Source organism: Sediminicola luteus (assembly GCF_040566555.1).
Lineage (GTDB): Bacteria > Bacteroidota > Bacteroidia > Flavobacteriales > Flavobacteriaceae > Sediminicola.
In genome coordinates this window covers 339,713-360,293 of sequence record NZ_JBEWYP010000001.1, presented here as the reverse complement: position 1 = coordinate 360,293, position 20,581 = coordinate 339,713, and the positions used below count along the sequence as shown (strand labels likewise).

The 20,581-nt window shown below is 39.3% G+C and carries 17 protein-coding genes; 5 read left to right on the top strand and 12 right to left on the bottom strand.

Going from position 1 to position 20,581, the window contains the following annotated elements; genetic code table 11:
• Nucleotides 1-134: 134 nt before the first annotated feature.
• Nucleotides 135-866 carry a CBM9 family sugar-binding protein gene (locus ABXZ32_RS01510; protein WP_354616916.1) on the bottom strand — a complete coding sequence of 244 codons (732 nt, stop codon included), beginning with the start codon at nucleotides 864-866 and terminating at the stop codon, nucleotides 135-137.
• 45 nt (nucleotides 867-911) lie between these two features.
• The gene (gene msrA / locus ABXZ32_RS01505) at nucleotides 912-1,577 is read right to left on the bottom strand and encodes a peptide-methionine (S)-S-oxide reductase MsrA (protein WP_354616915.1); all 666 of its coding nucleotides are present in this window, start codon (nucleotides 1,575-1,577) and stop codon (nucleotides 912-914) included.
• A gap of 204 nt (nucleotides 1,578-1,781) precedes the next feature.
• Between msrA and ABXZ32_RS01500 the strand changes: the two genes are divergently transcribed.
• The 5 genes from ABXZ32_RS01500 (at nucleotide 1,782) to ABXZ32_RS01480 (ending at nucleotide 6,460) form a co-directional block, all read left to right on the top strand.
• Nucleotides 1,782-3,878 carry a M28 family peptidase gene (locus tag ABXZ32_RS01500; protein ID WP_354616914.1) on the top strand — a complete coding sequence of 699 codons (2,097 nt, stop codon included), beginning with the start codon at nucleotides 1,782-1,784 and terminating at the stop codon, nucleotides 3,876-3,878.
• Between the two features lie 25 nt (nucleotides 3,879-3,903).
• Nucleotides 3,904-4,590: a peptidoglycan DD-metalloendopeptidase family protein gene (locus ABXZ32_RS01495; RefSeq protein WP_354616913.1), complete on the top strand. Its 687-nt coding sequence runs from the start codon at nucleotides 3,904-3,906 to the stop codon at nucleotides 4,588-4,590.
• A gap of 179 nt (nucleotides 4,591-4,769) precedes the next feature.
• The gene (locus ABXZ32_RS01490) at nucleotides 4,770-5,018 is read left to right on the top strand and encodes a hypothetical protein (protein WP_354616912.1); all 249 of its coding nucleotides are present in this window, start codon (nucleotides 4,770-4,772) and stop codon (nucleotides 5,016-5,018) included.
• A 478-nt stretch (nucleotides 5,019-5,496) separates the two neighbouring features.
• Nucleotides 5,497-5,745, top strand: a complete 249-nt coding sequence (locus ABXZ32_RS01485; protein ID WP_354616911.1) for a hypothetical protein — start codon at nucleotides 5,497-5,499, stop codon at nucleotides 5,743-5,745.
• Between the two features lie 466 nt (nucleotides 5,746-6,211).
• Nucleotides 6,212-6,460 (top strand): hypothetical protein, encoded by a 249-nt coding sequence (locus ABXZ32_RS01480; RefSeq protein WP_354616910.1) that lies wholly within the window; start codon nucleotides 6,212-6,214, stop codon nucleotides 6,458-6,460.
• Here the strand turns inward: ABXZ32_RS01480 and ABXZ32_RS01475 are convergent.
• From ABXZ32_RS01475 to ABXZ32_RS01430, 10 genes are all read right to left on the bottom strand, one after another.
• Nucleotides 6,457-8,028 carry an amidohydrolase family protein gene (locus ABXZ32_RS01475; RefSeq protein WP_354616909.1) on the bottom strand — a complete coding sequence of 524 codons (1,572 nt, stop codon included), beginning with the start codon at nucleotides 8,026-8,028 and terminating at the stop codon, nucleotides 6,457-6,459. The two genes, ABXZ32_RS01480 and ABXZ32_RS01475, sit on opposite strands and share 4 nt — an antisense overlap.
• A 13-nt stretch (nucleotides 8,029-8,041) precedes the next feature.
• A complete protein-coding gene (locus ABXZ32_RS01470) occupies nucleotides 8,042-10,558 on the bottom strand; it encodes a M14 metallopeptidase family protein (protein ID WP_354616908.1) in 2,517 nt (838 codons plus the stop codon).
• Nucleotides 10,559-10,730: 172 nt separating this feature from the next.
• Nucleotides 10,731-11,948 (bottom strand): sensor histidine kinase, encoded by a 1,218-nt coding sequence (locus ABXZ32_RS01465; protein ID WP_354616907.1) that lies wholly within the window; start codon nucleotides 11,946-11,948, stop codon nucleotides 10,731-10,733.
• Between the two features lie 217 nt (nucleotides 11,949-12,165).
• Complete coding sequence (gene secA / locus ABXZ32_RS01460) at nucleotides 12,166-15,528, bottom strand: preprotein translocase subunit SecA (RefSeq protein ID WP_354616906.1); 3,363 nt, start codon at nucleotides 15,526-15,528, stop codon at nucleotides 12,166-12,168.
• Between the two features lie 189 nt (nucleotides 15,529-15,717).
• Nucleotides 15,718-15,942 carry a DUF2795 domain-containing protein gene (locus tag ABXZ32_RS01455; protein ID WP_013551418.1) on the bottom strand — a complete coding sequence of 75 codons (225 nt, stop codon included), beginning with the start codon at nucleotides 15,940-15,942 and terminating at the stop codon, nucleotides 15,718-15,720.
• Nucleotides 15,943-16,077: 135 nt separating this feature from the next.
• Nucleotides 16,078-16,653 (bottom strand): cob(I)yrinic acid a,c-diamide adenosyltransferase, encoded by a 576-nt coding sequence (locus tag ABXZ32_RS01450; RefSeq protein WP_354616905.1) that lies wholly within the window; start codon nucleotides 16,651-16,653, stop codon nucleotides 16,078-16,080.
• A 28-nt stretch (nucleotides 16,654-16,681) separates the two neighbouring features.
• Nucleotides 16,682-16,819, bottom strand: coding sequence for a hypothetical protein (locus ABXZ32_RS01445; RefSeq protein WP_354616904.1), 138 nt, complete (start codon nucleotides 16,817-16,819; stop codon nucleotides 16,682-16,684).
• A gap of 32 nt (nucleotides 16,820-16,851) precedes the next feature.
• On the bottom strand, nucleotides 16,852-17,358 hold the full coding sequence (locus tag ABXZ32_RS01440; protein ID WP_354616903.1) for a hypothetical protein: 507 nt from the start codon (nucleotides 17,356-17,358) through the stop codon (nucleotides 16,852-16,854).
• A gap of 17 nt (nucleotides 17,359-17,375) precedes the next feature.
• Nucleotides 17,376-19,256, bottom strand: coding sequence for an ABC-F family ATP-binding cassette domain-containing protein (locus tag ABXZ32_RS01435; protein WP_354616902.1), 1,881 nt, complete (start codon nucleotides 19,254-19,256; stop codon nucleotides 17,376-17,378).
• Between the two features lie 11 nt (nucleotides 19,257-19,267).
• Nucleotides 19,268-20,449 (bottom strand): Lnb N-terminal periplasmic domain-containing protein, encoded by a 1,182-nt coding sequence (locus ABXZ32_RS01430; RefSeq protein WP_354616901.1) that lies wholly within the window; start codon nucleotides 20,447-20,449, stop codon nucleotides 19,268-19,270.
• Between the last annotated feature and the right edge of the window lie 132 nt (nucleotides 20,450-20,581).

Here is a 20,581-nt window from a genome sequence, read left to right as displayed (position 1 = left end):
ATTTCAAGGGACAATGCCCAAAAGTTGGTTTAATTTCAGCAATAAACTGGATGTCTTTTAGGTTTCAAGATTAAAACAGGGATGGTTTGACTTGGAAGGATCATGTTGATATTATCAGAAATCCATCAGACCGATTATTCCAATAACACTAAGGTTCCAAAGATATTGGCATTTTTATAACCTTGATTTTTGTCCTCCCCTGGTACAAATACAGACCCGATAAAATTTTCGCGTTCTTTGCTGCCATCATTATCGCAATAAGCAATGGCAAAACCAACCTTTTTGTTTGTCTCTAAATTTTTCGGACTATTTTTTTCTCCATCGATAAAACTGTCATCGTATATTTTAACGGCAATTTCCCAGGTGCTGGTCTGCCCATTGGTGGTTCTTACGGAAGTTATATGGTCATTGTACAACCTTGGTAATTCATCAGGGGCCAAATCAACAACATTCCCGTCCAAAGCAATATGATAAGCGAAAGCATTATGGCTAAACTGATGTGGGCCACCTGAGTTGTCTTCATCTATAAAAACTTCAACACAGTCATCATCCCACCATAATTTTAAAGGATCTTCATACTGGTCATATAAGACGTCATCGGTTATTTCCGCTAGGATATATAAAGCACTTTCATCCCAACTTAATTTGTATCGGCCACTAAAATCCTTGTAGGTATAAGCGTTTCCCAACCAATTTTGGTCCATAGCAAGCCACTCTGCCTTGTTCCAGCAATCATCCATATCTTTCCCATCGATATTTGGGCTTTTGCTCGCTTTCTTAACCTCTATGATTTGATGGTCTACTTTTTTGTCGGAAGAACAGCTCCAGACCATGAAAGATAAAAATATTACTAACAGCTTTTTCATATATCGAAGATACTATTTTCGCTGTAAAGTAGTCAAATTCTTATTTCAATGCGCATCAGTTTTTAAAAGTCCTGGAAATTTTTTCTGGAACCTTTTTAATCTAGGTACTGAAACCCCTTGTATATATGGATTGTTAGGATGTTTCCTTTCATAATCCTGATGGTAATCTTCCGCAACATAGAATTTAGTAAACGGGGTTACTTCTGTTACGATTGGGTTATTGTAGACGTTGTCCTTTGTTAATTTGGCTATATAGTCCACAATTATTTTTTTCTCCCCTTCATTTTTATAGAAAGCAACAGATCTGTATTGTGCCCCTCTGTCGGGTCCTTGTCTATTTAAGGTAGTTGGGTCCTGGGATCCGAAGAATACTTTTACTAAGGTTTCATAAGAAACCACTTTTGGGTCGTAATATACTTCAACGGCCTCAGCATGGGAAGTCTGTCCCATTGCGACTTGTTCGTAAGTGGGATTCAACTCAGTGCCACCTGCATAGCCGGATATCACCTCTTTAACACCCTTGACACTTTCAAAAACGGCCTCCACACACCAAAAACAGCCACTGGCAAAATAAGCCGTTTCATATTCTTTAAGGTCTTGGGCACCATAGGCCACCTTATCAACCTGTGGTTTTTGATTTTTATTTTTTGACTGGCAGCTAGTGCTGAACAAGGCAATGGCACTGACCACAATAATTTTAAGCATCTTCATGGTTTCTTTTTTTTTAAATAGTAGTCTGAATTTACAAATACTTACGAAGTATGCTGTTAAATGGTTTTAAAGTTTTGTTTACTTCTATATTTCAAGCTAGACTTTAGAAAGATTTCATGATTTCCCTTTATATTTGAAAGGAAAGAATCTGGTTATCGGTCTTTACAATAGAACGACCAATTAATAGTATAAACAACACCAAATATGAGAAGATTACTAGTACACATTGTCTTATTTTCATTCAGTTATTTAGCAACTGCACAATCCAATGATGGTTTTTTGGCCCAGTCACAGACCAAGGAAAAACAAGTTGAAGATTATTTCTTGGAAACTGTAGACTTTGACCAGTATAAGATCCACCTAAAGACATTGACCCAAAAACCACACGTGGCCGGAAGTAAGGCCAATGAGGAAGTGAGGGATTACATGGCCAATGTCATGAAAAATGCAGGAATGAAAGTAGAGTTATATCCATATGACATCTATATGTCCAAAAACCCTGGAACCTCCTTGATAGAATTGGTTACACCCATCCGGGAACCCCTGAATCAACAAGAGTTTATTTTGGAAGGTGATGCCTATTCTTCCAGTGCCGACCTATGGAAAGGGTGGAATGCCTATTCGGGCAGTGGGGATGTAACGGCAGAAGTGGTGTATGCCAATTATGGTACCAAGGAAGACTTTGAAAAATTGAAGGAACTCGGCGTTGACGTAAAGGGTAAAATTGTCTTGGCCAGATATGGACAAAACTTTAGGGGCTATAAAGCAAAATTTGCAGAGGAAAATGGTGCGGCCGGACTCATCATTTATACTGATCCGGCAGATAGTGGTTTTACAAAAGGATTGGTGTACCCAGAAGGAGTGTATTCCAATGAAAGTGCAATTCAACGTGGGTCAGTACTCACAGAGGAATTTACAGGAGATCCATTGACCCCCTATGAACCAGCTCTTCCTTTAGATGGAAAGAAAAAAATTAAACGTCTGGATCCCAAGGATACCAATATGCATACCATACCGGTAACGCCTATTGGTTATGGGTCTGCCCAAAAAATATTGGGACTAATGTCCGGGAAGGTAGTTCCGGAAGGGTGGCAAGGTGGACTTCCTTTTACCTATCGATTGGACGGGGGCGATGAATTGAAATTGCGTTTGATGGTGGATCAAAAAAGGGATTTTGTTAGGGTTCATAATGTAGTGGGCACCATAAAGGGTACTGAATATCCTGATGAATGGATAATTTTAGGATGTCATTATGATGCTTGGGGGTACGGTGCTACCGATCCCAATAGTGGAACGGCAATGTTATTGGGGCTTAGTGAATCGTTGGGAAAACTAGCCAAAGAAGGAAAAGGGCCTAAGCGCTCCATATTGATTGCCCATTGGGATGCTGAAGAGCATGGGGTAATCGGTTCGGCGGAATGGGTTGAACAAATGAAAGATGAACTAAACGCCAAGGCGGTGGCCTATCTCAATTTTGATGGGGGAGTATCTGGTAAGAAGTTTGGGGCATCGGCCTCGCCTACTTTAAAGAAGGTATTGGTGGAAGCTTCCAAAGAAGTGAATTATCCAGAAACAGATAAAACGGTTTACGAAGTTTGGAAAGGAGATAATGACGCCCCTAAAATTGGAAACCTCGGTGGCGGTTCGGATCATATAGGTTTTTATATGCATGTGGGAGTACCTTCCTTAAGTGGCGGTACATCCGGACCAACATTGTATCATACCAATTATGACAGTTTTGGTTTTTATGAAAAATTTGTAGACCCATCATTTAAAATGGGGCCTATGGTAGAGCAACTGGTAGGAATATTGACCTTGAGGCTGGCCAATGCGGAAATTATCCCATACGATGTAAAAAGATATGCAACGGACCTTAAGTTACATTTTGAAAAAGCAACTGCCGGTGTAAAGTCATTTGACAAAAACTTTGAGGGTTTTGGTCTTGTGGATTCTTCCCTTGTAAAATTGGAGGAGGTTGCTGCCCGATTTGAAACAAGTTTGACCACTGTGTTGAACAACAGTAGCCTGTCTAAAAATGAGATCAAATCTATCAATTCAAAAATGTTGGCCCTGGAAAAAAGCTTTATAGATTCTAAGGGGATGTATTATGGGGATTGGTACAAGTCCCTATACGCTTCTACTGATCCTTTCAGTGGCTATGCTTCATGGATGCTGCCTGGGATAGAATATGAAATATCCCTAAAATCATCAGACCGACTAGAGGAATGGGACATGCGATATAGCAGGGCCATTGATAATTTAACCGGTAAGATCAATGTATTGATATCTGAATTGAAATAAAATTCAATCAAAGCCACCTTTATATATGTCCATATTAACCCCCTTGGAAAGATCACTTCAAAATTACAGCAGTGCCTTTATACCCATATTGGAAACCTTTGCTTTAGAGGAATATACGTCATTGGACCTATCTACGGAAAACACTTCTCTGGATGGGGTTGATATTACGAATGCAGAAGTTTGTCAAAGGCACATAGATTCCATTTTTAGGGAGAATAGGGCAGAGGTAGCCTATGGTGGTTATTTGGAACAAAGAAACTTATACAATGGGAATGGACATTTTTTAGCATCTGAAGATAAACGGAACGTCCATTTAGGCATGGACTTTTGGGCCAAGGCAGGAACAGGGGTACGGGTGCCTATAGCCGGGAGGGTTCATAGTTTTAGGAATAATGATACTTCAGGCGATTATGGTCCGACCATTGTTTTAGAGCATATTTTAGAGGGGATAAAATTCCATACCCTCTATGGACATTTGTCCGTTGAATCCTTAAGCGGAATGTTTGTGGGTAAAGAATATAGCAAGGGGGAAATACTAGCATCATTGGGGACGCCCGATATCAACGTAAACTATGCCCCACACCTCCATTTTCAGATTATTGAGGATATGGGTGATTACAAAGGGGACTACCCGGGGGTTTCTACTACAAAAGAGTTGGAATATTTCGCCAACAATTGTCCGAATCCTAATTTTTTATTGAAGGTAAATTAGGGTCATTCCGATTAACTGCCTATTATTCCGATAAGTGATTTTAACTTCAAATTCACTTATCGGATTTTTTTTGCACTTCAACCAAACTTTTGTCAATAGCCGAAAAATAAGGGGTTTTAGCGAGTTTAGAAGATCATAGCCTACATGCGGGGGTACCTTTACAAAACAAAACCCAAGTCATGAAAGCTATTTTAACATTCGTCTTTATCCTTTTTATCGGAGTTGTTGCCCAAGCACAAGAAACAACAAATGACATTAAAGTTGAGAATGTTGAAACTACAATCGTTACTTCTAATACAACTACTAAGTATAACGAAGTATCTACAGAGAACAACAACGAGGTTGCTCGTTTGTACAAGTTCAAAAATGCAAGAGTTTTGAAGGCTTTGACCTTTACTACCAAAAGAAACAATGCTAAATTGGCCTAATCATGGTTGAAATCATTCTGAGTACTGGTTTATTGTATTATATATATTCTGTATTGGCACCTAAACTTCAAAAAAGGCGCTTAAGAACAATAAAGGTTAGAAGCAAGTAAAAGACATCGATTCCTGAATTCAAAGGTGGACCTCTTAGGCAATGAAAGTTGATTAAGGCCGCTATTGCTTTTTGGATAGACTTCGGTGATATAAGTAGGATGATATGACTAGATAGGTCCTACTCATCGAAACTGTTCCTCGTAAAAACACCCAAAAAGCTATAGGAAGTAAAGTGTACGGTTATACCGTATCGATTAACTGCACAAAATATCGGTAACCGATATTTTGTGCCATTGCCGTTTGTCGACCTTTTTTTGCACTTTATCCCATCCTTTGTCAGATACCGAAAAATAAGGGGCTTTAGACGAATTACATCGAGTTCAAATACACAATTGGCGTTCTACTTATATAACAAAACGTTACCATTATGAAAGCCATCTTAACTTTAATCTTTGTTCTTTTTATCGGAGTTGCTGCCCAGGCACAAGATGCTAATGACAACATTAAAGTTGAAACGGCTACCTTAAGTATTGTAACTACCACGAACAACGAAATGTTCAACGAGGTTTCTACAACTACCCAAAATGATGTTGCCCGTTTGTACAAAAACAAAAACGCAAGGGTATTGAAAGCTTTGACTTTCACTACAAAAAAGAATAACGCTAAATTGGCTTAATCCTGTAAGCGTAGAAAAGGAAGTTAGAAAGGAACACTATTATATCGGCTATCGATATTCATCCTACACATAATTGAGTATATCCTCCAGCATACCATCACATCTTATTTTATAACTCAATAAGAGAACTTCCCAAAAAGGTAATTCTACCTGTCAAAGTTGACTTCTCTTCCCGTTAGAAAGGAGTTTCTGGCTGAAAAGATGCTTTAGGGAAAGTATTCACATGTAATAAACCTCCCATAAATCGATGTCAGAACTCTAGAGGGTATAAACCTAGGAGATCTTGACATCGATAAACTGCACATAATATCGGTATGCGATATTTTATGCCTTTGCCGTTTATCGACCTTTTTTTGCACTTAATCCCATCCTTTGTCAGATACCGAAAAATAAGGGGCTTTAGACGAATTACATCGAGTTCAAATACACAATTGGCGTTCTACTTATATAACAAAACGTTACCATTATGAAAGCCATCTTAACTTTAATCTTTGTTCTTTTTATCGGAGTTGCTGCCCAGGCACAAGATGCTAATGATAACGTTAAAGTTGAAACTGCTACCTTAAGTATTGTAACTACCACGAACAACGAAACGTTCAACGAGGTTTCTACAACTACCCAGAATGATGTTGCCCGTTTGTACAAGAACAAAAACGCCAGGGTTTTGAAAGCATTGACTTTCACTACAAAAAAGAACAATGCTAAATTGGCTTAATCCTTTTCTACCCCTGGTTGTTGAATGGTGTATTTATTTTTTTCCTTTTCGAGTCTGACCATTTCCTTTACCTCTCTCAATAATTGTTTGGCGTCATAGACAATTCCATCTTTAATGGTAAAGGTTACTCCGCCTACGCGTTCAACCTTGTTGTCTTCGGTCAGCCTAATAGCTCCTGTACCGTACAATACCTTTAGATTCTTTAACGGATTTTCTTCCACCACTACAAAGTCGGCCAACTTGCCAACTTCTACAGATCCAATTTTATTTGACATTCCCAAAGCTTCAGCACCATTTAAGGTGGCAGAACGTATAATTTCCAATGGATGGAAGCCAGCCTCCCTCAACAATTCCATTTCACGGATATAGGCAAAACCATATAATTGGAAGATAAAACCTGAATCTGAACCAGTTGTTACCCTACCTCCTCTATTTTTATATTCATTGACAAACGTCATCCATAGCCTATAATTTTCCTTCCATGCCACTTCTTGTTCGGTACCCCAATCATGCCAATAGGAGCCGTGGGATACTTTACTAGGCTGGTAGAACTCCCAAAGCGATGGCAAGGTGTAATCGTCATGCCACTCGGCCCTTCTGGCCTTGTGCAAGTCTCTACTGGCCTCGTAGATGTTGAAGGTGGGATCTAATGTGAAATCCAGGCTGATCAGCTCGTTCATAACCTTATTCCAGTGATCTGAATAGGGTTTGGCCGCTTGTTGCCATAATTTTCCCGCTTCTTCAAAACGATCCTGCTCATTTTGGTAATTGTAGTCCAGTGGATAATTTTGTACGGTTCTGTCCTCAAACAACGCTTCTGGCAAGCCATACCAATGTTCCATACTGGTTAGTCCTGCCCTAGCTGAATTAAGGACGTTCCAACGCGCTACATCCAATTGGGCATGGTGACAGGCCGATTTTAGGCCTAATTTTTTGTTCTCATCTAAGGCTGCTGCCATTATTTCTGGGGAGGCGCCAAAAAACTTAACGCCATCGGCACCTTTTTTTGCATTGTTCCGTACCCATTCCCTGGCCATTTCCGGAGTACTGATTGGTTCTTTGCTGCCTTGACCAAAACCGGTATAGGCAAAGAGCCTTGGGGCAACTATTTCATTTTTAGCGCTTCTTCGTTTCAGGTCCATCGTCCAATCCACACCTCTACCACTTGGTTCCCTAACTGTTGTGATGCCATGTGCCATCCATAGTTTAAAGACATAGTCGTAATCTGCTCCTTGTGCCGTACCGCCAATATGCCCATGCATATCTATAAATCCTGGTAACAAGTACATGCCTTCGCAATTGAGTTCTTTCCCCCCTGCTTTCAATTGTGGTCTTTTGGAATTGTCCAAAGGCACACCTGGGTAGCCGACCACCTGTACTTGGGTGATCACATTATTTTCAACAACGATGTCAATGGGCCCTTGTGGGGGAGCACCATTACCGTTGATAAGGGTTACCCCGCGGATTATTAGTTGTGAATATGGACCTTGTCCTTTTGTTTCCTGACCGAAACCAAAAGAAGAACAGCATATAAATAAACAGGTAAGATAGATCGTTATATTTTTCATAGATAGATTTGGATTATTCTGGTACATTAATTTTATCCCCTAAAAACAAGGCGTTTATAAACAACCTGTTGGTTCCGTACCACGAACCCCTAAAGTTGGGGTTGTCGGCAAAAAGAACTACCCTGCCGCTACCAACTTTACTTACAATAAGGGAGGCCGCAGGTTTTAAGAACTCATTTAAGTTTTTATCGGTAATAAAGCCGTCTATGTGGGGGTCTTGGGTATACTTGGCTACAGTCGCATATTCGTTTTTGCTTGGCGCCAGCCAAACGGTATTGTTCTTGTAGACCGGAATGGTGGCGTCATGATAGCCAAACCCTAAAGGATGGGTCACATCTAGCTCTACCCTAAAAATAGCTCCACCCAGGCTCTCTTTGCCATTGTTTTCCTCGGCGTTAACATAAGGCTTACGAACAATGGTCTTAGTGGAATCTTTTTTCGCTTCGATTAATTTTTCTTCAACCAACTTTTTGTCAATGGCCCATTTGGAAGCCGTGCCAATCGTGATCAAAGTATTTCCACTGTTTACCCAATCTTTTATTTTGTTCTGCTCTTTGTCGTCCAGATCGTATTTTCCAGAAACCATGACCAGGGTGTTGTAGCCAGATAGATTGGAGCGAGAAAAATTCCTCATGGGAATTTTGGTTATGGGCATTCCCACTCTGGTATCCAAGAGATGCCATACTTCCCCTGCCTCATAGGAACTTACCCCATTCCCGATAAGCATGGCGATTTTCGGTTTTGAAATAGCACTGATGCTCCTACTTCCAAGATCATTGCCTTTTAGGTTCAACCCGGTATTGATGGCATAAATGGGAATCTGAAATTTATCTTGCACCTTCTTCAAAGCTTGATTAACTTCTTCGGATGATTTTTTCTGCAGGCTTACAGGAAGGACAAGGGCGCCATAATTAAAACTTTTCTCACCTGTGACTGTCTGACTACTGAACGGTTTGGAGGAAGAAGAAACCACTAAACCTGCCGTTTGCAATTGATGCAGTGCTGCCGGGGTATTGTAGTCGTCCCAATCCAAGATATAGGCGTACTCAGATTTTTCAAAATTGGGAACAGAAACAATATTAGTTGTGTTATCTATCTTTTCTCCTAGGGATACATTGGAGACCGGCTTATACTTCATGTTGTAGAAGTTGGCCAAGGACCAAGCGGAAGCATCGTAATAAACACTATCCCTATATTTATCATAGGTTTCGAACATGGTCTGAACCATTCTATATTGCGGTTGTTTTGTAGGAACAACATAGGAGCCATTGCTCGACTTGTACACCTCGATACGGTGCAGCAATAGCTTATCAATAAAGGCTTTGACCCTATTTTGATCAAAGTCGTCACCAAAGGTATATCCCTTTATTTTGCTTTTTGAAGCCTTGCTCAAGGCACTTTTGAAAAAGTCTTGTTGGTACTTCCTCATCATCGCTTTGTTCTCTACGGCCGCCTTAACCGTGGTAATACTAGATGTAAACTGATTCCTAATGGTAAAAGGAAAGGTAATCTCCCCAAAATCTGTAGTCTGTTTGTGACCCCTAGAGCTTGCCTGTTCAAACAATAGACCCAAGCCCCCTTGTAAATCTGGATAGGAAGAACCGTATCCGGGATAGGTGCCATCAAATACTTCTTTGGTAAAATATAGGGATCCAATATTGTCCAGTGCCTTGGCAAAGTAATCACCAAATAAGGTGTTGAGGTCCTCATAGTTTTCTTTGGGCATAATAGGGTCCAACGAACCATTGGCCTTCATAGGTTCAAAAAAATAGGTGCTTTGAGAGCCCATTTCATGAAAATCAGTGACCACATTCGGGTACCATTGGTGGTACCAGTTTAATTTGCCCCTACTTTCGGGGTTAATGGCCAATAACCAATCCCTGTTCAAATCAAACCAATAGTGGTTGGTTCTGCCCATGGGCCAATTTTCATTGTGCTCTGCATCTTGTGGATCGGGAACCAAAGGGGTGCCCTGATAGGAATTTGCCCATTGCGTATGACGGTCACGACCATCTGGGTTTATGGTGGGATCTATGAAGATTACCGCATTATTTATATAATTCACAATCTCGGGATTTTCCGAGGCCACGAAGGTATAGGCCGATAAAAGGGCTGCTTCGGAACTGGAAGGTTCATTCCCGTGAACATTATATGCCAAATTGATGAAAACCGGAACTTCATCATAATTGGTTACACTTTTAGCGGGATCGGTAAAGGCCAGATGTTGTTGTTTTAGCCCATCCAAATTAGATAGGTTTTCTGGGGTGCTGATGGTAAGAATTACCAATTTTCTTCCCTCATGGGTTTTCCCATATTGATAGATGGTAGCCCTATCCGATACTTCTGCCAATTTCTCCAAATAGGCAACAATGAGATCATGTCTTGTATGATGTTCTCCGATGCCATACTCCAAAAATTCTTCAGGGGAGGGGATGTCTTTCTTGAATGGTTCAAATTTTTTAAGGAAATAATCTTGTGCAAAAATGGTGGTGCTACAAAGCAGTGCCAAAACGAGTAGTTTTTTTGACATTTGTAAGATGGTTTTTGAATTAGTCGTTTTAAATATAGCGATAAAATTCCTAAACCAACCCTCTATGGTAACGAATGGATATGAGTATTAAGCTATTGTTAATGTGTACGGATGTATCTAGAACAATTGCTATTTTTCAAGCATATTTTTTGTGATGCCAATAGCCTGGTTGCTATGCCACGGAATTGAACTCTTGGGTGACTTCTTGGAATCTGATGATGTAGTTAGTGCCTTTGAGGGAAAGATCTTTGGTTATTGAACCTTTCAATTGTCGGGCTAAATTATGGATCAATTTAAGACCTAAGGATTTTGAAGTTTGGGGCGTAATGCTATCCGAAAAGCCATCTCCGTTATCACCAATGTTCAAAACGAATTCTTTTTCATTCTCTTGTTTTAACTCAATATGGATAATTCCCTCCATGTCGTCCTTTATACCATATTTGAGGGCGTTGGTAATGGCTTCATTGATCAGTAGGCCCAAAGGAATTGCGGTGTCTATGCCTAACTTGATATCCGCAATGTCTATATTGAGCTTTACATTGTTTTTGTTTCCTTTGACCGAACGCACTAAGTACTGACTCAATTCATGTACATAATTCTTATACTCGATCTTGGATAAATAGTCGTCCCTCATATAAAGCATTTCATGTACCATTGCCATGGAAATAACCCTATTCTGGCTACTTTTAATAAGACTCTTAATTTTCTTGTCCTCAATACTTCTGCTTTGTAGGCTCAATAAACTTGATACCGTTTGGAGGTTGTTTTTAACGCGATGGTGTACCTCTCGCAGCAGTGTTTCTTTTTCGGAAATTCGATCTTCTATTTCTCTCTTGGACTTGTACAATCTATGATGAGCTTTTAAAAGGAATTTCCCAAATACACCCCCTATCATATATACAGAAAAAAGGACACAAAAAAGGGCAAACAAGCTTCTATTGGCCAAGGGAACAACATTTTCCGTAATGGCATACTCGGAGGAACTCAATACGTATATCAATATTATAATTAGCAAATTGAGATAGAGGTATACCTTTCCGTATTGCCTGGTAGTTGCATAGGCTGCGAAAACAATAATCCCAAATACGAAAATAAACGGACTGCTTATGCCCCCACTGTAAAGGGTAATTAATACAGTACCAATGGTTGCAAGTACAGACGTTATATTGTAGGTTAAAATAAGGTTATTGTGCAATTTGAATATCAAAGTATTTATAATATTCAACAGACCAAAGGCAAGAAAAATATAGGGTATAGGCTGACCTATATCCAATAAAAACAATGCTATAGGGTAAAAGATAAGCATTAATGCAGAGGATAGATAATTTACCCTATGCGTCAGCTTTATTTTATCCATTAATCGATTATAGTCTTTGGTTGGCTTTTTCATGGCTTGGTTTTTTAATTCCTAAACAGATTAAATAAAGAAACGTTTCAGAATTAGTAATAGCTTCAAGGAATGCATCTCTGATATGACGTAAAGCTAAATATGTTTTTGGATAAAATCAAAAACGGCAACCTTTTTTTGGTTGCCGTTTCCTTAAATTCGGTCTAATACATCCTTTTTAATACATTAAAAAAGACATAATAGAAAATAGTTGATAAAATTACTTCTCAGTTATCACCCACTCACCTTTTTCTATTAGGGGTTCGGCTTGCTTGTACTTTAAGACTTTGCTTTCTCCCGACATAATATTTTTAATGGTGACCCTGTCATTGCGACCAATTTTAGCTTGTTCCCTAACAATGGTTTCCGTAACCTGAGGTCTTCCGCCCTGGTTTTGGCCAGCAGCCCTATTTTGGGCAGCCAACTCATCGCTATTTGGAATTTCTTCCTTCGTGGTCTGTAAATTTTCTTTTGGTTTTCTAACCGATCTTGCCTCTTGGATCTGATTGGTGTTCTCAGAAGGAAGTTCTCCTTTAAAAAGGAAGGAAACCACCTCTTTGTTCACCTTTTCGATCATTCCCTTAAATAATTCAAAGGCTTCAAATTTATAGATCAACAAAGGATCCTTCTGCTCATGTACGGCCAATTGAACTGACTGCTTAAGTTCGTCCATTTTTCGTAAATGAGTCTTCCATGAGTCATCAATAATAGCCAGGGAGATATTCTTTTCAAAATCTGTCACCAATTGCTTACCATTACTCTCGTAGGCCTCTTTAAGATTGGTCACTACATTTAATGATTTTATACCATCGGTGAAAGGAACTACAATTCTTTCAAATTTATTGGAATTATCCTCGTAAACCTTTTTGATTACTTGAAATGCCGTAGTTGCGCTACGCTCCATTTTGGACTTATAATGCTCGTATGCTGTTTTATATATTTTTCCAGCAATTTCCTGAACAGTCATCTTTGAAAATTCCGCTTCCGTAATAGGGGAGGTGATGGAAAAATATTTGATCAGTTCAAATTCAAAATTCTTATAATCGCTGGCCATTTTATTCGTTTCCGCAATTACCTCACAGGTATCATAGATCATATTGGCAATATCCACTTGTAATCTTTCTCCTTGTAAAGCATGCCTTCTCCTTTTATAGACCACTTCACGTTGAGCATTCATAACATCATCATACTCCAAGAGGCGTTTACGTACTCCAAAGTTATTTTCCTCTACTTTCTTCTGTGCACGCTCAATGGATTTTGTCATCATGGAATGTTGAATGACCTCACCTTCTTCCAATCCCATTCTGTCCATCATCTTGGCAACTCTATCAGAGCCAAAAAGGCGCATTAGGTTATCTTCCAGGGAAACATAGAATTGGGAGCTTCCTGGATCTCCTTGACGACCAGACCTACCTCTTAACTGACGGTCTACACGTCTTGAATCATGCCTTTCTGTTCCAACAATGGCCAATCCACCTGCCTTTTTTACCTCGCTGCTCAATTTGATATCCGTACCTCTACCTGCCATGTTGGTGGCTATGGTAACGATACCAGCATTACCGGCCTCGGCTACAATATCGGCCTCCTTCTTGTGAAGTTTGGCGTTCAATACGTTGTGCGGTACTTTTCTGATGGTCAACATTCGGGAAAGCAATTCGGAAATTTCTACAGAGGTAGTTCCTATCAATACCGGTCTTCCAGATTGCGAAAGTTTGGTAACCTCCTCAATAATGGCATTGTACTTTTCCCTTTTAGTCTTATAGATTAAATCTTGACGGTCATCCCTTGCAATAGGTCTATTGGTAGGGATCTCCATTACATCTAACTTGTATATCTCCCAGAATTCTCCAGCTTCGGTAATGGCGGTACCTGTCATCCCTGCCAGTTTCTGGTACATTCTAAAGTAGTTCTGTAAGGTCACCGTAGCGAATGTCTGTGTCATCGCTTCGATTTTTACATTTTCCTTGGCCTCAATGGCTTGGTGCAGACCATCCGAATACCTACGGCCATCCATGATACGACCAGTTTGCTCATCAACGATCATCACCTTATTTTCCATAACCACATACTCCACATCTTTTTCAAATAGGGTATATGCCTTTAATAGCTGGTTAAGGGTATGGATACGTTCACTTTTTATTGCAAAATCCTTGAAAAGTTCTTCCTTTAATTCGGCCTCTTTTTCAATATCAAGATTTTGATTTTCAATCTTGGCAATTTCATTACCAATATCGGGCATCACAAAGAAATCCCTGTTCTGTTCCCCAGAAATATAACTAACCCCTTTATCGGTGAGTTCTATCTGGTTGTTTTTTTCATCGATAACAAACAATAGCTCCTCATCTACTTTGGGCATTTCCCTATTGTTGTCCTGCATGTAGAAGTTTTCTGTTTTTTGAAGTAGTTGCTTAACACCTTCTTCACTCAAAAACTTAATCAGGGCCTTATTCTTAGGTAAACCTCTCTGTACGCGTAACAACAAGAAACCACCTTCTTTGGTGTCTCCTTCAGATATCAATTTTTTAGCCTCGGCCAATACACCTGTAAGATATTGCCTTTGGGTCTGTACGATATCGGCAACTTTTGGCTTTAATTCATTGAACTCATGACGATCCCCTTCAGGAACAGGTCCAGAAATGATCAACGGGGTACGGGCATCATCAACCAAAACAGAATCGACCTCATCCACAATTGCAAAATTGTGAGGTCTTTGAACTAGATCGCTAGGCGTGTGCGCCATGTTGTCCCTTAGGTAATCAAAACCAAATTCGTTGTTGGTACCGTAGGTTATATCGGAGTTGTATGCAGCCCTTCTACCATCTGAATTAGGTTGGTGCTGATCTATACAATCAATGGTAAGGCCGTGGAATTGAAATATTGGTGCCATCCAAGCACTATCCCTTTTTGCAAGATAGTCGTTCACCGTTACCAGATGCACCCCTTTACCGGTAAGGGCATTAAGGTATACGGGTAAGGTAGCCACTAGCGTTTTACCTTCCCCTGTATGCATTTCTGCAATTTTACCTTGATGAAGTGCTATCCCGCCAATTAATTGTACATCGTAGTGTATCATATCCCATGTAACCTGCTTTCCGGCAGCATCCCATGAGTTTTTCCAAATGGCATGGTCACCTTCTAAGGTTACATAATCTTTTTTTCCTGATAGTTCGCGATCAAATTCCGTCGCCGTTACCTTTATCGTCGTGTTGTTTGTAAAACGTTTAGCTGTTTCCTTCACCACGGCAAAGGCCTCTGGGAGAATTTCGTTCAAGGTGTTTTCGGAGATTTTGTACACCTCTTCTCTCAGCTTGTCAATTTCCGCATAGATATCCTCATTTTTGTCGATGTCCGTGGATGCCTTAACCTCTCTTAACAGGGCCTCTATTTGATCATTTAGGCCCTTGCAATCTTCTTTGATTTTGTTTTTGAAGGTAATGGTCTTATGTCTTAATTCGTCATGGCTTAATCCTTCAAGTGCTTTTTCAAAGGATCTGATCTGATCTACCATGGGTTGAAGTTCCTTTACATCTTTTTTGGCCTTATCGCCAACAAATGCTCTTAGAACAGTGTTTAAAAAACTCATAACTTAATATATTTTAAACGAAACGTTAGCCTCAGTATGGGTACTGCGGTTAGTTTCTGTGTTTTATTTCTTCTAGGGGTTGAATAATTCAATTTACCTATAGGTCCGAAACTAGATTAGTAGGGTCAAAATTACGTAAAAAAAAAGCCTCATATGAGACTTTTTTGATGTAATTCCGTTAATTTTTATCTAATATTCGTCCTCATTCCAGAGGTAATCTTCTTCTGTAGGATAGTCTGGCCAAATTTCCTCAATAGATTCATAGATTTCTCCGCCTTCCTCTTCCATAGATTGAAGATTTTCAACCACTTCCAAAGGAGCACCTGTTCTAATAGCATAATCAATCAACTCGTCTTTGGTGGCTGGCCAAGGTGCATCACTTAAATATGAAGCCAATTCTAATGTCCAATACATCGCAATAGTATAATTTAAATTTTTGCAAAAATAATTTTTAAAATGACATAGTCAAGTTTTTCTCGATTTATTTCTGCAAATTTATTAACAATAATTTATATTCAATACTTTACTAACGAATAAAATTCAAATTTATTAGTCTTTTTTCTCAGGAATCCATTTTATTTCTTCAGCATCTAGATCTTTTGATAACATACGGGCAAGTACAAACAGATAATCCGAAAGCCTATTGATGTATGATAGAACATTGCTGTCAAAGGGCTCATGTTCATAAAGATGGGTGGCCAAACGTTCAGCCCTCCTGCAAACCGTCCTTGCAATGTGGCAGTAAGATACCGTGGTATGACCGCCCGGGAGAATAAAATTAGTCATTGGGGGAAGGGCCTCGTTCATGCAATCCATTTCTTTTTCTAAGTACTCTATATCTTTTTCGTTGATCTTGGCAATGTTCAATATTTCCTTTCCATTCTTCTGAACAGCTTTTTCTGGATCCGTGGCCAAGATAGCCCCAACGGTAAATAGCTTGTTCTGTATAAGGGTCAAGGTATTTTTGGAATGCTCATCTATGTTTTGGTCCCTGATCAAACCCAACCATGAGTTTAGTTCATCTATAGTGCCATAACTGTCTATGCGAATATGGTGTTTGGGCACTCTCTTTCCTCCGAACAATGCCGTGGTGCCTTTATCTCCTGTTTTGGTGTAAATTTTCATGTTTAAGTTTTGTGCTATGGCCTTTTGCTTATTTTGTTTGATCCTCATCGGAGCGGTCCATGAATTTTTTGGACTTTCTTTTGTTGATCTTTCTACGGGTATAGATTAGATTAATGACATAAATAAACCCGAGAACGGCCAAAATAATATATATGGTGTAATTCATGACATTGATTTAAACACTCTAAAATTAAAGGATTAAATCCGTATCTTAAAATGTTCCTTTACTTGTTCCTTTCTAAAAAATAGCGCGGCACAATGATACATATCCACGGTAACTTTAATTTTATCGGACTCCTTAAGTTTTTCCCAAAGATTGGCGCTCTTCCTATTCTTGTAGATATTGCCTAATATAACCACGGTATCGTTCCTTACTTTCTTATTGTTTGGAATATAGGCCTGCAATACATCTTCCGTAAAGTCAGAGATGTAAATAAGATCTACCGAAATAGGTTCCACAGTAATAGTTGGAAAATTCTTTTTCACTTCTGATTCAAAGTCTATACTAGATGGGACAATAGTCAAACTCTGGCATTGGAAATACCCCAAGCTTTTTAATACCACGTTCTGTGCCTTGTCTTTGGAATACTTTTTCTTGGCATACAGGCACTGGGTGACGTACTTGAAAATGAAAGGGGAATGCACCCCATGTTCATTTTTGGAGTGCCATAAAAATTTCAGATAGGAGATGAACCTATAGTACATGAAATGTGAGGTTTATGTTATCCTTCCATAAGAGCAGAAAGTTCAAACCATCGCTCCGTTTTGGACTCTATTGCTTCTTCAACCTCTTTTAATTCCAAGGATAATTTGTCTATCTCACTGCCCTCCAAAGAGGTGTCCGCAAATTTATTTTGTAGTTGTTCCTTCTTTTCTTCTAAACGTTTTATGGTTTTTTCCAAACTGTTGTATTCTTTTTGGTCGTTATAGGACAACTTGACGGTTTTCCCTTCGTTCTTCCAAGAATTTTTTACCGGTTTAGTTTCTGTCTTTTTTTCTTTTTCAGCCCTATAATCTGCAACAACACTGTCTTCGTATGCCCTAAAATCGGAGTAATTACCAGGAAAATCCTCTATTTCTGCATTACCTCTAAAAACAAAAAGGTGGTCCACAATCTTATCCATAAAATAACGGTCGTGGGATACCACGATTAGACATCCAGGAAAATCGAGGAGAAAACTTTCCAATACGTTCAGGGTAACTATATCCAAATCATTGGTAGGTTCATCCAGGATCAAAAAGTTGGGATTCTGAATAAGGACTGTACAGAGATAGAGTCTTTTGCGTTCCCCACCACTAAGCTTGTCTACAAAATCATATTGTTTTTTTCTGTCGAAAAGAAAACGTTCCAGTAGCTGCTGGGCTGAAATTTGACGTCCTTTTTTTAATGGAATATAATCCCCAAATTCCCGAATGACATCAATTACCTTTTGTCCTTCCTTTATTACGATTCCTTTTTGGGTGTAATAACCAAATTTTATGGTATCACCTACAACCACCTTACCGCCATCGGGTTGATCCTCCCCGGTTAGAAGATTTAGGAAGGTAGATTTGCCAGTACCATTTTTACCAATGATACCGATGCGCTCGCCTTTCAAGAAATTATATTCAAATTTGTCCAGAATTGGTTTTCCGGGATAGGCTTTGGATATTTTATGAAGTTCCAGAATCTTGCTGCCCAAACGCTCCATGTTGAGTTCCAATTCTACCTGGTGTTCTTTTCTGCGTTGTCCTGCCTTTTCTTTTATTGCCTGAAAATCGTCAATTCTAGATTTGGATTTTGTGGTTCTTGCCTTAGGCTGTCTCCTCATCCAAGTTAACTCTTGGTTGTAGAGTATTTTGGATTTGTGATGTTCCACTGCCTCTTGTTCCAGCCTGGCTTCTTTTTTCTCCAAATAGTAAGAATAGTTGCCTTTATAAGAATAGAGCTGCCCGTTGTCCAGTTCAATAATTTCATTACACACTCTCTCCAAGAAAAAGCGATCATGTGTTACCATGAACAAGGTGATGTTTTCTTTCGCGAAATAAGCTTCAAGCCACTCGATCATCTCTAGATCCAAATGGTTGGTAGGCTCATCCAAAATGAGTAGATCTGGCTTATTGATCAGGGCATTGGCCAGAGCCAAACGCTTTTTTTGTCCCCCTGAAAGAAGACCAACCTTTATATGAAGATCCTCAAATCTAAGTTTGGAAAGGATTTGCTTGTATTGGGTCTCAAAATCCCACGCATTATTGCGTTCCATGCCCTCAAATGCTTTTTGGTAAAATTCAGCATCTTCCGGATTCTCCAAAGCTTTTTCATATTGAGCAATTACCTTCAAAATTTCATTATCGGAAGCAAATATCGTCTCTTCAACGGTAAGCTCTGGATTTAAGTCTGGCTCCTGGGAAAGGTAAGAAACCCTAATCCCATTTCTATAATTTACCTGCCCTGTATCAGGGGTGTCAAATCCTGCGAGAATATTTAAAATGGAAGTTTTTCCACTTCCGTTTTTGGCGATCAGTGCAATCTTTTGATCCTTGTTGATGCCAAATGACAAATCCTTAAAAAGGACAAGTTCTCCAAAAGACTTTGATATGTTTTCTACTGTAAGTAGGTTCATGAATTTACTTTTTATTTCTTAATGTTTCTTTTTGACCAGTGGAGCAAAAAGAAGTAACGTACAGCCAATAGCACCAATAGTGGGGCGATCAGTGGTGAGAATATCTGTATTCCTGTTAGCCAAACCAAAGGAGTGATCAGTAGTAATACCGTGATCAATACAAAATATTTTTGCATCCAGTGGGGTAGGGGCTTGGTTTTAGCCAAGTAAAAGCAGGTTACAATATTAAGGGGGAATGCCCAAAGAATATTTAAATTTCCTGCTGTTGCCGTGTGGTCTGTAAAGAACCATAAAAAAATGATCAACAGTCCTGTGATCCCCGTACTAAAAGATAAGAAAAAATCTAACCAACGGCTACGGCTATTGTTTTTAAAATCGATATAGGTAATCACTAGTACAAATACCATAAGGGCCAATACCCAGAAAAAAGGTGTTAGTAAAAAGTAAGTATAGGGGTCTAGGGATTCAAATTCCATGATGGACCTCTCCCTTTTCACTATAGGCTCCTGGTTTAAATTCGTGTTGGCCATTTGGTCCATAACATATATTGGCAGGAACATATGCTCAATAGGAGTGGCTTTTTTGTCGATTACAGATCCCAGCGCCAGATCAATTCCAAAGGCAGACCATGAATTGGTGACCAAACTTTGATGGATCAGTTGTCTAAAAGTGTATCTCTGTATGAGATGGCCATCATAATAGGTAACTTTATCGCCATAGACCGCGTTCAATACATCCCTTATCTTGGAAGAGCAATTGTTGTAAAAGAAATCATATTGATAATCCCTATTTTCAGGTTTAAAATTATTCTCTAAAAATGCAAAAAGTGCCTTTGTTTCTATTGGATCAAGGTTTAAGAGTTGTTCTTGAACCCAACGGTTTTCCATCTCATAAGTCCAAAGAAAGTCTTCGAATTTTTGTCTGCTCAGAGAGTATAATAACTTTCCCTGGGCAAATTTCATGTAGAAATTAGGGGTGTTAAAATTAAATGTACCATAATTGTACACTACGTCTATTCCTAGCACAGGATCTTGTAACCTAAAAGCACTATGGCCGAAGGTGCTGTATAATTCCTGCCCTGGGCCGCAGGTTATGATACTGATCTGTGCTTTTGGGGAAAGCTCAACCTCCTGTGAAAAGGTCATGAAAGAAAAGCCCAAAAGGACTAACAAAAAGCGGATTTTCAATTGCATTTCAAAAACTGTTGGAGGATACAAATATTCTTATAGGCGACAAATATCGAATAAATAAAAGGATTACACATATGCATTTTTGTAGATTGTAAAAAAAAGGCGAACTATATTTAACAGATTATTTTAATTAAA